The following is a 12,747-nucleotide window of genomic DNA, read 5'->3' on the forward strand; positions in this document are numbered from 1 at the left end:
CTCCTTTCCCTTCACCCACGCCCGCCCATGCCCTTCCTCGAACTCTCCCTGGTCGTCCGCGTCGAACAGCAGCCCCGCGCGGAAGAGGCGCTGGACGACCTCGGCGCACTGTCGATCACCCTGCGCGACGCCGACGCGGAGACGCCGGACGAGCAGGCGATCTTCGAGCCGGGCGTGGGCGAGCTGCCGCTGTGGCCGACGATCACGCTCGACGCGCTGTTCGACGCACACGCCGACCGCCGCGGCCTCGCCGCCGCGCTGGGCGAGCTGCTGCCGTGGCTCGAACCGGACCAGCTGAGCTTCGCCGAAGTCGCCGACCAGGACTGGGAGCGCGCCTGGATGGACCAGTACCAGCCAATGCCGTTCGGCCGCCGGCTGTGGATCTATCCGTGGAACATAGAACCGCCGGCGGATGACGGGCGCGTGGTGGTACGCCTCGACCCCGGCCTCGCCTTCGGCAGCGGCACCCACCCCACCACCGCGCTGTGCCTGGAGTGGCTGGATGGCCTCGCCCTCTCCGGCAAATCGGTGATCGATTACGGCTGCGGCTCCGGCATCCTCGCCATCGCCGCGCTGAAGCTCGGTGCCGCCAGCGCGGTCGGCGTGGACAACGACCCGCAGGCGCTGATTGCCTCGCGCGACAACGCCGAACGCAACGGCGTGGCCGAACGGCTCGCGCTGTTCCTGCCCGAAGATGTCGACGCACCGGCGGCCGACGTCTTCATCGCCAACATCCTCGCCGGCCCGCTCGGCGAACTGGCGCCCGTCTTCGCCGCCGCCGCGAAGCCCGGCGCGCCGTTCGCGATCTCCGGCATCCTCGCCGGCCAGCAGGACGAACTGCTGCAACGCTACGCCGAGTGGTTCGACGAACTGCGCGTGGACACCCGCGAAGACTGGGTGCGCATCAGCGGCCGGCGTCGCTGCTGAGCACCCCATCGCTCTCCGCGCAGCGGGGACACGCGCCCGAAGCCGGCGCGATCACCCTGCTAAGCTTGCCGGGTTCCGATCCCTAGCGGCCCGCATGTATACCCAGTGCCCCGAGTGCCTGTCCGTGTTTTCGCTCGACGCGCAGACGCTGGCGCGGGCGCACGGCTACGTCGTGTGCGGACATTGCCAGGCCGGCTTCGACAGCCTTGCCACACTCGTCGAGCAGTTGCCGCCGGAGCCGTTCGCCGAGCTGCCGGTCAACGAGCCTTCCCTCGAACCGCCGCTGCTCGACCTGGTGGTCTATCGGCCGCGACCCGAGCCGCCGGCGGTGGTCGTCGCCGACGAAGCAGTCCCGACCGCCATGCCGGGACCGGCCGTCGAGGATTTCTCGCAACTGGTCTTCGCGCCGCGTTTCGCCCGCAAGCCGCTTACGCGCCCGTCCGAACGGGCGGCCCGGCGCGAACGGCGGCGCCTGCGTCCGTCCGGCGAGCGGCACTGGCCGTGGGTCGTGGCGTGCCTGTTGCTCGCGCTGCTGCTCGCCATGCAGCTGGCCTGGGCCAAGCGCGACGAGCTGATCCGCGACGCCACCGTGGGCGGCTGGTTGCGCGGCAGCTGTGCCATGCTCGGCTGCGAGCTGCCGCTGGTCGCCGCGCCGCAACGGTTGCGCCTGCTGGCCAGCAATGTGCAGGCCCACCCCAGCGTCGCCGGGGCGCTGATGATCAGCGCCAGCGTGCGCAATGACGCGATCTTCACCCAGCCCTGGCCGGTACTGACGATCACCCTGTCGAACGCCCAGGGCCAGCGCATCGCGATGCGCCGGCTGCAGCCGGCAGAGTACCTGGACGACGCCGCGGTGCTGCGCCACGGCCTGGCGCCCGGCGGCAGCGCCGTACTGCTGCTGGAAGTGGAGGACCCGGGCGACAAGGCGGTGGCGTTCGAGATCGGTTTCGAATAATGGCGCCTGCGGTACTTAAAATTATCGGCCCGCGCGGGTAGACTCGATCACTCGCGCCGACATGCCCGACGGCATGCGACAGACGCCGCGATGCACCAGAACAGTCATAACCATGAGCCGCGACCCATGCAGTCGCCGCTTCGCACGCGAGGGAAGATGTCCGTGAATGCCGTAAGACTGCCTGCTGGCGAGGCCGCAAAACAGACCTCGCTGCAAGGCACGGGTTCGTCCGGCGCCAGCCTTCAAGGCCAGAGCGCGCTGAGCGAGTGCGTCGCCCGCACGGTGCGGCGCTATCTTGCCGACATCGGCGACACCGAATGCGCCGAGGGCCTGCATGCACTGGTGCTGCGCGAGGTCGAGGTGCCGCTGCTGCGCGAGGTGCTCGCATTCCATGACGGCAACCAGAGCCGCGCCGCCGGCGCACTCGGCATCAACCGCGCCACCCTGCGCAAGAAGCTGGCCGCGCACGGCCTGCTGTAACGCGCCTCACGTATTCGCGCAAAAGCCGCCCACCATCCGGGCGGCTATAATGAGCGGCTTTCCCCTCCTGGAAACCCGCTCATGTCCGCCCCCCAGCTCGTCCCGGTCCGTCGTGCCCTGCTCAGTGTTTCCGACAAGACCGGCCTGATCGATCTGGGCCGGCGTCTCGCCGCGAAAGGCATCGAACTGCTTTCCACCGGCGGCAGCGCGAAGGCGCTGCGCGAGGCCGGCATCGCGGTCACCGAGGTCAGCGACGTCACCGGCTTCCCCGAGATCATGGACGGCCGCGTGAAGACGCTGCACCCGAAGGTGCATGGCGGCCTGCTCGGCCGCCGCGGTACCGACGACGCGGTGATGGCCGAACTGGGCATCGCGCCGATCGACCTGCTGGTGCTCAACCTGTACCCGTTCGAAGCCACCGTGGCGAAGCCCGATTGCACGCTGGAACAGGCAATCGAGAACATCGACATCGGCGGCCCGGCGATGCTGCGTTCGGCGGCCAAGAACTGGAACGACGTGGGCGTACTCACGTCGCCGGAGCAGTACGAAGGCGCGCTGGCCGAGATCGAGAACCAGGGTGGCCTCTCGCGCAACACCCGTTTCAGGCTGGCCGTGGCCGCGTTCAACAACGTGTCCAGCTACGACGGCGCGATCAGCGACTACCTGTCCGGGCTGGAGCTCAACGACACGCAGGACGCGATCGCCAGCCACGCCGCGTTCCCTGGCCAGGCCAACGGCCGCTTCGTCAAGCTGATGGACCTGCGCTACGGCGAGAACCCGCACCAGCAGGCGGCGTTCTACCGCGACCTGCATCCGGCGCCGGGCACGCTGGCCACCTTCCGCCAGCTGCAAGGCAAGGAGCTGTCGTTCAACAACATCGCCGACGCCGACGCCGCGTGGGAATGCGTGCGCAGCTTCGTCAAACCGGCTTGCGTGATCGTCAAGCACGCCAACCCGTGCGGCGTGGCAGTGAGCCTGGACGGCATCGGCAAGGCCTACGACCTCGCGTTCCAGACCGACCCCACCTCGGCCTTCGGCGGCATCATCGCGTTCAACCGCGAAGTGGACGGTGCCACCGCGCAGGCCATCGTGGCGCGCCAGTTCGTCGAGGTGGTGCTGGCGCCCGCGTACGCCGACGGCGCGCTGAAGGCGTTCGCGAAGAAAGGCAACGTGCGTGTGCTGGAAATTCCGGTGCCCTCCGATACCGACCTCGCCGCCGCGCACCCGGGCAACAACGTCAAACGCGTCGGCTCGGGCCTGCTGATCCAGACCGCCGATACCGGCATGATCAAGGCCGCGGATCTGAAGGTGGTGACCAGGCTGGCGCCCACGCCGGCACAGATCGACGACCTGATCTTCGCGTGGAAGGTGGCGAAGTTCGTGAAGTCCAACGCCATCGTCTACGCGAAGGATCGCCAGACCATCGGCATCGGCGCCGGCCAGATGAGCCGCGTGTACAGCGCAAGGATCGCCGGCATCAAGGCCGCCGACGAGAAGCTGGAAGTGCGCGGCTCGGTGATGGCCAGCGATGCGTTCTTCCCGTTCCGCGACGGCATCGACGCGGCCGCCGCGGCGGGTATCAGCGCGGTGATCCAGCCCGGCGGCTCGATGCGCGACGCCGAGGTGATCGCCGCCGCCGACGAGCACGGCATGGCGATGGTGTTCACCGGCATGCGCCACTTCCGCCACTGACACCACCCTCCGTGCAGGAGCCCGCTCGCGGGCGATGCTTTTTGCTCTGGCGCATCAAAGCAGGAGCATCGCCCGCGAGCGGGCTCCTGCACCTACACGCGCTGTAGAAGTCGCGTGTGCCACGCTCAGGGTCGTTCCGGGGACATGGCCATGCGCTACGAGCTTTACTACTGGACCGGCATCCAGGGCCGCGGCGAGTTCGTGCGGCTGGCGCTGGAAGACGCCGGCGCCGACTACGTCGACGTGGCCCGCGAGGAGGGCGACGACGCCATCGTGCGCTACCTCGACGGCGTGCATGAGGGTCCGCTGCCGTTCGCGCCGCCGTTCCTCAAGGCCGGCCGCCTGCTGATCGCGCAGACGGCGAACATCCTGCAGTACCTCGGCCCGCCGCTCGGCCTGGTGCCGGAGAGCGAGGGTCGACGGCTGTACGCGCACCAGCTGCAGCTGACCATCGCCGACCTGGTCGCCGAGGTGCACGACGCGCACCACCCGATCGCCGGCAGCCTGTACTACGAGGACCAGCGCGTCGAGGCGCGCCGCCGCGCCGCCGACCTGCGCGAAACGCGGCTGCCGAAGTATCTGGACTATTTCGAGCAGGTGCTCGAACGCGGCGGCGGCGAGCATGCCCTGCACGGACATTCCTACGTCGACCTTTCGCTGTTCCAACTGATGAGCGGGCTGGCGTACGCGTACCCACGCGCCATGCAGCGCCTCGGGCATCGGCTGCCGCTGCTGCGTGCGCTGAAACAGCGGGTGGCCGGGCGGCCGCGCCTGGCCGCCTACCTGGTGTCGCCGCGGCGACTGCCGTTCAACGAAAACGGCATCTTCCGCCACTACCCGGAACTCGACGACCCGGCGTAGGCCGGCCCTGCACGACGCGCCAGCCGCCGCGGGCCGCGCGGCGCGCGGCTTCAGTGGCGGTCGTCGGCCGGCGGCGCCTCGTTGGCACCCTCGGCCGGCGGCCGGCTCTTGCCCCATTCCAGCACCTTGTACATCACCGGTCCGACCGGCTTCTGGCCGTGCTCGTCGACCAGCCGGCCCTGCGGATCGACCATGTAGGTCTGCGTGATGCCGCTCTTCGGGGTGATCACCACCATGTAGACGCGGCCGTTGCGGCTGTACTCCTGGATGCTGTTGTCGCCCTCCTGGCGCACGCGTACTTCCGGCGGCGCCTGGTCGCGACCGACTGCCACGTTGCCATCGTCGTGCATCGCCGGCAGCGCCTGCGGCTTCAGGTTCAGCGACTGGCCGTGCGGCGACGCGGCCTGGCTCGACCGGTGCCTGACCGCCGGCTTGGCCGCCGGCTCCACCGCCTGCACGCCCGGATCATTGATCCCGGGCGGCGGCGGCACGCTCGCCGACGGCGCGGACTGCGCCAGCGCGCTCGAGGTGAACAGGACGCTGGCGGCAACCAGCAAGGCAGCGGTTTTCATGATGGCAACCTCGTTCGGGGAGCGCAGCATAACAGCGCCGTCGCCGGGCTATCGTGAAGCGCGACGTTTCGCCGTGCATGCGAGAATGCGGCATGGCCAAACTCATCCTGATCGACGGCTCCTCCTACCTGTACCGCGCATTCCACGCGCTGCCGCCGCTCTCCAACGCCCGCGGCGAGCCCACCGGCGCGCTGTTCGGCGTGGTCAACATGCTGCGCGCCACGTTGAAGGCCAGGCCGGACTACCTGGCCTTCGTCAGCGACGCCCCCGGCCCGACCTTCCGCGACACGCTGTACGAACAGTACAAGGCCAACCGCCCGCCGATGCCGGACGACCTGCGCGCCCAGGTCGAGCCGATGCTGGCGATCGTGGCCGCGCTGGGCTTCCCGATCCTGCGCGTACCCGGGGTCGAGGCCGACGATGTGATCGGCACGCTCGCGCTGCAGGCACAGGCGCTCGGCATCGAGGTGGAGGTATCCACCAGCGACAAGGACATGGCCCAACTGGTCGGCTCGCACATCACCCTGGTCAACACCATGAGCAACACGGTGATGGACCGCAACGGCGTGATGGAAAAGTTCGGCGTATGGCCGGAACAGATCATCGACTTCCTCGCGCTCACCGGCGACGCCATCGACAACATCCCGGGCGTACCCAAGTGCGGCCCGAAGACTGCCGCGAAGTGGCTGGCCGAGTACGCCACGCTGGACGGCGTGATCGCCAATGCCGACCGGATCGGCGGCAAGATCGGCGAGAACCTGCGCGCCACGCTGCCGCAGCTGCCGCTGTCGCGCCGGCTGGCGACGATCAAGACCGACGTGGCGCTGGAGTTCGGCCCCACCGAGCTGGCCCGGCGCGAGGCCGACACCGCGCTGCTGCGCGAGCTGTATACGCGCTACGAGTTCAAGGCGGCACTGAAGGAGCTCGATACCACCGCGAATGCCTCGCTCCCCTCTCCCTCCGGCGACCCTGAGGGAGTCCCCTTGCGGGTGAGAGGGGTCGGGGGTGAGGGTTCGGGCGGAGCGCAAGATCCAGGCTCGATCGAACCCTCTCCCCAACCCCGCTCCCGAGGGGAGAGCGGCATTGTTCCCGACGCCGATTCACCACCGTCGAACCTTGCCGCCGCCGGCGACTACGAACTCGTCATCACCCGGGTGCAACTCGATGCGTGGATCGACAAACTGCGCGGCGCACCACTGATCGCCTTCGACACCGAGACCACCAGCATCGACGCAATGCGCGCGGACATCGTCGGCCTCAGCCTTGCGGTGGAGCCGGGCCGGGCCTGCTACATCCCGCTCGGCCACGACTACCCCGGCGCTCCGGCGCAGTTGCCGCGCGACGCCGTGCTGGCCGCACTGAAACCGGTCTTCGAGGATCTGGCGCGGCCCAAGCTCGGCCAGCACGCCAAGTACGACATCAACATCCTGGCGCACTACGGCATCGCCGTGCAGGGGCTCAGGCACGACTCGATGCTGGAATCCTACGTGTGGAACGCCACCGCCACACGCCACGACATGGATTCGCTGGCGCAGAAATACCTCGGCTACGACACGGTGAAGTACGAGCAGGTCGCCGGCAAGGGTGCCAAGCAGATCTCGTTCTCGCAGGTGGACCTGGACACCGCCTGCCGCTACGCCGCCGAGGACGCCGACATCACCCTGCGCCTGCACCACGCGCTGTGGCCGAAGCTCGAAAGCGTGCCCGCGTTGCGCCGTGTGTACGAGGACATCGAGATCCCGCTGGTGCCGGTGCTGGCCGCGATGGAGCAGCGCGGCGTGCTGATCGACGGCGACGAGCTGCGCCGGCAGAGCCAGCAACTGGGCAAGCGCATGCTGGAACTGCAGCAGCAGTCCTACGCGCTGGCCGGGCACGAGTTCAACCTCGACTCGCCGAAGCAGTTGCAGGCGGTGCTGTTCGACGAACTCGGCCTGGAAGCGAGACTGAAGACGCCGACCGGCCAGCCGTCGACCAACGAGGAAGCACTGGAAGCGATCACCGACAGCCACGAATTGCCGCGGCTGATCCTCGACTACCGCGGTCTGGCCAAGCTGCGTTCGACCTATACCGACAAGCTGTCCGCCATCGTCAACCCGCGCACCGGCCGCGTGCACACCAGCTACCACCAGGGCTCGGTGGCGACCGGGCGGATCTCCTCCTCCGACCCGAACCTGCAGAACATCCCGGTGCGCACCGAGGAGGGCCGACGCATCCGCCAGGCCTTCATTGCGCCGCCCGGCTGGAAAGTGATGGCGGCGGACTATTCGCAGATCGAACTTCGCATCATGGCCCACCTGTCCGGCGACGAGGGCCTGCTCAAGGCCTTCCACGAAGGCGGCGACGTGCATCGCGCCACCGCTGCCGAGGTATTCGGGCTGAAACCCGAAGAAGTCAGTGCCAACCAGCGCCGCGCCGCCAAGGCGATCAACTTCGGCCTGATGTACGGCATGAGTGCGTTCGGCCTGGCGCGCCAACTCGGCGTGGACCGCGCCGAGGCCGGCGACTACATGGCGCGCTACTTCGCCCGCTATCCGGGCGTGCATGCGTTCATGGAAGCGACCCGCGAACGCGCCCATCGCGACGGCTATGTGGAGACGATCTTCGGCCGCCGGCTGTACCTGGAGAACCTCAACGCGCGCAACCAGGCGCTGCGCCAGGGCGCGGAGCGCGCCGCGGTGAACGCGCCGATGCAGGGCAGCGCCGCCGACATCATCAAGCGCGCGATGATCGCCGTGGCGGCCTGGCTGCAGGACCGCGACGACGCCCACATGCTGATGCAGGTGCACGACGAACTGGTGTTCGAGGTGCGCGCCGAGGCGGTCGACACGGTGCGCGAAGGCGTGCGCGAGCGCATGCAGGGCGCCGCAGAACTGGCGGTGCCGCTGCTGGTCGATGTCGGCGTGGGCGCGAACTGGGACGAGGCGCACTGACCACGCCAGCGCGTGAAGCAGGTACTTCGATGCGCAACAATGACTTGAACGTTAACCTTTCATGAGAATGAATCGTTTTTAAATTTCTTCGGAAACCCTGCAACTTTTTCGGCAAACCGCGCACTAACTCAACGGATGCACGCAACGGCATCCGCGGCGAGCTCACCTCCCTGAGCCGCCACAGGCGCGAACCTCTCCCCTGGGTCTTCGCGCCTGCCCTGCCCCGGAGGCTCCCCCTAGCCTCCGGGGCTTTTTTGCCCGCGATTCGGTCCTGCCTGTACATTGCGTGCACACCGGCACCCGGCATACTCGACCCACCCTCAAGGGGAACACCATGCGCGCAGGCCTGATCATCGTCGGCATCATCCTCATCGTGGCCGGCATCTGGGTGGTGGCAGGCCATGCCTTCTACCAGGACACCGATACCTTGCTGCAGATCGGGTCGGCCAAGATCACCGCCACCCGCGACAAGGGCGTGCCACAGTGGATCGGCATCGCCGGCATCGTGATCGGCGCGCTGCTGGCCATCGGCGGCTTCCTGCAGAAGCGCTGAACCGCAGTCTGGCCGCCCGAAAACCGCCGCTTCCGCGGCGGTTTTCGTCTGCGCCCACTACAATGGGTGCGATGGATGTCTCGCACCTGATCGATTCGCTCAACGACGCACAACGCGAAGCCGTCTGCGCCCCGCCCGGCCCCTGTCTCGTCCTTGCCGGTGCCGGTTCCGGCAAGACCCGCGTGCTGACCCACCGCATCGGCTGGCTGATGCAGGTGGAGCGCGTGCCGCCGTGGGCGATCCTCGCCGTCACCTTCACCAACAAGGCCGCGGGCGAGATGCGCGCGCGGCTGGAATCGCTGATCCCCGGCGGCACCCAGGGCCTCACCGTGGGCACCTTCCACGGCATCGCCCACCGGCTGCTGCGCCGGCACTGGCGCGAGGCCGGCCTGCCGGAAGGCTTCCAGATCCTCGACGCCGACGACCAGCAGCGGCTGGTCAAGCGCGTGGTGGCCGGACTGGGCCTGGACGAGGCGAAATTCCCGCCGCGGCAGGCCGCCTGGACCATCAACGGCTGGAAGGACGAGGGCAAGCGCCCCGACGCCATCGAACACCGCGACCATCCCGTCACCGCCACGCTGGTGCGCATCTACCAGGCCTATGAGGACGCCTGCCGCCGCGCCGGCCTGGTCGACTTCGCCGAGCTGCTGCTGCGCGCGCATGAGCTGTGGCTGAAGAACCCCGCCGTGCTGGAGCACTACCAGCAGCGCTGGCGGCACCTGCTGATCGACGAGTTCCAGGACACCAACACGCTGCAGTACGCGTGGATCCGCGTGCTCGCCGGCAGCACCGGCAAGGTCTTCGCCGTCGGCGACGACGACCAGAGCATCTACGGCTGGCGCGGCGCGCGGGTGGAGAACATGCAGCAGTTCCTCAAGGATTTCCCCGGCGCGCGCACGATCAAGCTGGAACAGAACTACCGCTCCACCGCCATCATCCTGAAAGCCGCGAACCACGTGATCGCGCGCAACGGCGGCCGCCTCGGCAAGCAGCTGTGGACCGCCGGCGGCGACGGCGAGCGCATCGCGCTGTACGCCGCCTACAACGAGCAGGACGAGGCGCGCTTCGTCGTCGAGCGCATCCGCGAGTACGTCGCCGAACACGGCAGCGCCAAGGATTGCGCCATCCTCTACCGCTCGAACGCGCAATCGCGCAACTTCGAGGAACAGCTCACCCAGCGCAACATCCCCTACCGCGTCTACGGCGGCCAGCGCTTCTTCGAGCGCGCCGAGATCAAGGACGCGCTGGCCTACCTGCGCCTCACCGCCAACCGCCACGACGACGCCTCGTTCGAGCGCGCGGTGAACACGCCGCCGCGGGGCATCGGCGAACGCACGCTCGACGTGCTGCGCCGCCGCGCCCGCAGCGAGCGCACGTCGATGTGGGAAGCGGCCCTCGCCGAACTCGCCGGCAGCGAGCTGGCCGGCCGCGCCAAGAATGCGGTGAAGGGCTTCCTCGCACTGGTCGACGAGATGGCCCACACCTTCAGGCCCCCTTCCCTCCGGGAGAACGACGGGGAAGAGCGTACGGATTCGCCGAACACGCCCGCCTCGTCCGAACCCGCGCGCGCAGCCCTGCCGCTCGCCGAACAGATCGACCACGTGCTCAGCCACACCGGCCTGCGCGACCACTACGAGAAGGACAGCCGCGGCAACGGCGAGACGCGCATCGAGAACCTCGACGAACTGGTCAACGTGGCCAGCCGCTTCGAGCGCACCCAGGAAGACCTCGACGCCGGCCTCGACGAACTGTCCGCCTTCCTCTCGCACGCCGCGCTGGAGGCCGGCGAAGGCCAGGGCGAAGCGTGGGACGACTGCGTGCAGCTGATGACGCTGCACTCCGCCAAGGGCCTGGAGTTTCCGCTGGTGTTCCTGGTGGGGCTGGAGGAAGGCCTGTTCCCCAGCCAGCGCTCCACCGAGGACGAAGGCCGGCTGGAAGAAGAGCGCCGGCTCGCCTACGTTGGCATCACCCGCGCCCGCGAACGCCTCGTGGTCAGCTACGCCGAGTCGCGCCGCATGCACGGCACCGAGATGCTGGTGCGCCCTTCGCGCTTCCTCGCCGAGATGCCCGCCGAACTGATCGACGAGGTGCGCCCGCGCGTGCAGGTGAGCCGTCCGCTGTACGGCGGCCACGACCATGGCATCGACCGCGCGCCGCTGCAGGAGGATCTGCCGGTGAAACTCGGCCAGCGCGTCAGCCACCCCAGCTTCGGCGAAGGCGTGGTGATCAGCGCCGAGGGCAGCGGCGCGCACACGCGACTGCAGGTGAACTTCGAGGGTGCCGGCAGCAAGTGGCTGGTGGCGGCGTACGCAAACCTGACGCCGCTATAGGCCTGGCCGGACGCTGCTTGATTCACCCCGACGCCGGGTATAGCTTGGCCGGGCCGCCGCCAAAGGCAGGACGTCATGGCCAATTTCCGTCATCCATGGCGATCAACCCGTGCATCGTGTCGTCATGGCCGAACGCGAATGCGTTCTCCCCCTACCCGGTGTGGAACACGCCAGCGCCGATCTGGGATTCGCCTTTCATCGCACCGGTCGGGTTCGTCGCGGGCGTGCCTGCGGGCAATGCGGCGAACGGCAGCAGCACAGTCGCGTCAGTGCCGCACGCAGCGCTCGAGGTCAGCGGCGCGCAATGGGTCTCCCGATACCCACCAGCACGAGTCTCGGCGATCTGGCGCCGGCGTTTTCCAAAGCGGTCACCCGTTTCATCGCAGCCATCGAGGCCGCCGGTGGATCGGTGACCATCTCGGCAACCTACCGCCCGCCCGAGCGGGCTTACCTGATGCACTACGCATGGGCAATCGCGAAAGAGGGCGCCTCGCCCACGAGCATCGCGGCCAAGGCCGGCGTCGATATCGACTGGGCGCATCTCGATGCGAAGGGCAGGAGTGATCAGAAGGCCGCGGTCAAGGCCGCGCTCGCCATGGTCAACGGCTACGGCATGGCCCATTCCGCCGTGCTGGTTTCGCGGCACACGGAAAAGCGTGCCATCGACATGACGATCAGCGGAGTCGTCGGCAAATCGGTAAGCGATGCGAACGGCAAGGCCATGGCGATCAAGTCGCTCAAGGATCTGAACCCCGTGGGCAAGAGCTATGGCGTGGTCAAGCTGGTCAGCGACGCGCCGCACTGGTCGGACGACGGGCACTGAACGATGAGGCTGATGCATCGAATCCTCATCGTGCTGGCGTGCGTCGTTGCCGCAGCCTGCGCCACCGGACAGGCGAAGGATGTCGGAACCGAAGCCGGTTTCGTGGCAACCGCCGACGGCACGGCGTACCTGTACACCACCGATGGCCACCTTGCCGCGGCGACCCTGATCCAGCTGCAATATCCCGCTGCAGGGGGCGCAGTGCAGTGCTGCCTGCGCCTGCAGGGCAGCGCGCTGGAAGCGCCCAGCGGGTCGCCCGGGCCAGTCACCGATGCGCTGTTCGGCAACCCGGTATTCCGCTATCGGCTGAAGCAGATGCCGGCCGCATTGAAGGGTGATCCGTTCGTCGGGGCTGCGGTGATCGGCACCCCAACGGTGAGCACCGGCTCGGCCTCGGCCGGAACGGTTCTTTACATCGGAACAGCCCCAGCAGGCGACGCGCCTCGCGTGCAGACCTGCCTGGGCAGCGAGGGCAGCAACCTGTTCCTGATTGCCGGAGGCAAGCTCAAGGCGCAGCTTTACTACGCCTTCGGCTACGACGTCACGGCCACCTGCAATCCCGGGCTGTTCGACCTTCCGACGGTCCAATAGGCGCCCGCGGCCCGGGCCATCGACAGCGCCGAC

Annotated in this window: 11 protein-coding genes; 10 read left to right on the forward strand and 1 reads right to left on the reverse strand. The window is 68.5% G+C overall.

Annotation, left to right across the window (positions count from 1 at the left end; genetic code table 11):
• Window positions 1-27 precede the first annotated feature (27 nt).
• The 5 genes from prmA (at window position 28) to R5H19_RS15580 (ending at window position 4,915) form a co-directional block, all read left to right on the forward strand.
• Window positions 28-927, forward strand: coding sequence for a 50S ribosomal protein L11 methyltransferase (prmA, locus tag R5H19_RS15560; RefSeq protein WP_318159948.1), 900 nt, complete (start codon window positions 28-30; stop codon window positions 925-927).
• 94 nt (window positions 928-1,021) lie between these two features.
• Complete coding sequence (locus R5H19_RS15565) at window positions 1,022-1,882, forward strand: zinc-ribbon and DUF3426 domain-containing protein (RefSeq protein ID WP_318159949.1); 861 nt, start codon at window positions 1,022-1,024, stop codon at window positions 1,880-1,882.
• 156 nt (window positions 1,883-2,038) lie between these two features.
• Window positions 2,039-2,362 carry a helix-turn-helix domain-containing protein gene (locus R5H19_RS15570; RefSeq protein ID WP_318159950.1) on the forward strand — a complete coding sequence of 108 codons (324 nt, stop codon included), beginning with the start codon at window positions 2,039-2,041 and terminating at the stop codon, window positions 2,360-2,362.
• Between the two features lie 81 nt (window positions 2,363-2,443).
• Window positions 2,444-4,054 carry a bifunctional phosphoribosylaminoimidazolecarboxamide formyltransferase/IMP cyclohydrolase gene (purH, locus tag R5H19_RS15575; RefSeq protein WP_318159951.1) on the forward strand — a complete coding sequence of 537 codons (1,611 nt, stop codon included), beginning with the start codon at window positions 2,444-2,446 and terminating at the stop codon, window positions 4,052-4,054.
• 150 nt (window positions 4,055-4,204) lie between these two features.
• Window positions 4,205-4,915 carry a glutathione S-transferase gene (locus R5H19_RS15580; protein ID WP_318159952.1) on the forward strand — a complete coding sequence of 237 codons (711 nt, stop codon included), beginning with the start codon at window positions 4,205-4,207 and terminating at the stop codon, window positions 4,913-4,915.
• Between the two features lie 50 nt (window positions 4,916-4,965).
• On the opposite strand, the gene R5H19_RS15585 is transcribed toward R5H19_RS15580, so the two are convergent.
• A complete protein-coding gene (locus R5H19_RS15585) occupies window positions 4,966-5,487 on the reverse strand; it encodes a DUF2782 domain-containing protein (RefSeq protein WP_318159953.1) in 522 nt (173 codons plus the stop codon).
• 92 nt (window positions 5,488-5,579) lie between these two features.
• Here R5H19_RS15585 and polA point away from each other — a divergent pair, with 92 nt between their 5' ends.
• The 5 genes from polA (at window position 5,580) to R5H19_RS15610 (ending at window position 12,714) form a co-directional block, all read left to right on the forward strand.
• Window positions 5,580-8,417: a DNA polymerase I gene (gene polA, locus R5H19_RS15590; RefSeq protein ID WP_318159954.1), complete on the forward strand. Its 2,838-nt coding sequence runs from the start codon at window positions 5,580-5,582 to the stop codon at window positions 8,415-8,417.
• 334 nt (window positions 8,418-8,751) lie between these two features.
• Window positions 8,752-8,970 carry a hypothetical protein gene (locus R5H19_RS15595; RefSeq protein WP_318159955.1) on the forward strand — a complete coding sequence of 73 codons (219 nt, stop codon included), beginning with the start codon at window positions 8,752-8,754 and terminating at the stop codon, window positions 8,968-8,970.
• 71 nt (window positions 8,971-9,041) lie between these two features.
• Window positions 9,042-11,300, forward strand: a complete 2,259-nt coding sequence (locus tag R5H19_RS15600; RefSeq protein ID WP_318159956.1) for an ATP-dependent DNA helicase — start codon at window positions 9,042-9,044, stop codon at window positions 11,298-11,300.
• A 124-nt stretch (window positions 11,301-11,424) separates the two neighbouring features.
• Complete coding sequence (locus R5H19_RS15605) at window positions 11,425-12,123, forward strand: hypothetical protein (RefSeq protein ID WP_318159957.1); 699 nt, start codon at window positions 11,425-11,427, stop codon at window positions 12,121-12,123.
• Between the two features lie 3 nt (window positions 12,124-12,126).
• Window positions 12,127-12,714: a hypothetical protein gene (locus R5H19_RS15610; protein ID WP_318159958.1), complete on the forward strand. Its 588-nt coding sequence runs from the start codon at window positions 12,127-12,129 to the stop codon at window positions 12,712-12,714.
• The last annotated feature ends 33 nt before the right edge of the window (window positions 12,715-12,747 follow it).

Origin of the sequence: Rhodanobacter sp. KK11 (assembly GCF_033345435.1) — a bacterium.
Taxonomy (GTDB): Bacteria; Pseudomonadota; Gammaproteobacteria; order Xanthomonadales; family Rhodanobacteraceae; genus Rhodanobacter.

Excerpts from the sequence above, each read along its gene's own strand:
- prmA (WP_318159948.1), top strand. The coding sequence starts at position 28 with ATGCCCTTCCTCGAACTCTCCCTGGTCGTCCGCGTCGAACAGCAGCCC.
- R5H19_RS15595 (WP_318159955.1), top strand. The coding sequence starts at position 8,752 with ATGCGCGCAGGCCTGATCATCGTCGGCATCATCCTCATCGTGGCCGGC.
- R5H19_RS15600 (WP_318159956.1), top strand. The coding sequence starts at position 9,042 with ATGGATGTCTCGCACCTGATCGATTCGCTCAACGACGCACAACGCGAA.
- polA (WP_318159954.1), top strand. The coding sequence starts at position 5,580 with ATGGCCAAACTCATCCTGATCGACGGCTCCTCCTACCTGTACCGCGCA.
- R5H19_RS15585 (WP_318159953.1), bottom strand. The coding sequence starts at position 5,487 with ATGAAAACCGCTGCCTTGCTGGTTGCCGCCAGCGTCCTGTTCACCTCG.
- R5H19_RS15565 (WP_318159949.1), top strand. The coding sequence starts at position 1,022 with ATGTATACCCAGTGCCCCGAGTGCCTGTCCGTGTTTTCGCTCGACGCG.
- R5H19_RS15605 (WP_318159957.1), top strand. The coding sequence starts at position 11,425 with ATGGCCGAACGCGAATGCGTTCTCCCCCTACCCGGTGTGGAACACGCC.
- R5H19_RS15570 (WP_318159950.1), top strand. The coding sequence starts at position 2,039 with ATGTCCGTGAATGCCGTAAGACTGCCTGCTGGCGAGGCCGCAAAACAG.
- R5H19_RS15580 (WP_318159952.1), top strand. The coding sequence starts at position 4,205 with ATGCGCTACGAGCTTTACTACTGGACCGGCATCCAGGGCCGCGGCGAG.
- purH (WP_318159951.1), top strand. The coding sequence starts at position 2,444 with ATGTCCGCCCCCCAGCTCGTCCCGGTCCGTCGTGCCCTGCTCAGTGTT.
- R5H19_RS15610 (WP_318159958.1), top strand. The coding sequence starts at position 12,127 with ATGAGGCTGATGCATCGAATCCTCATCGTGCTGGCGTGCGTCGTTGCC.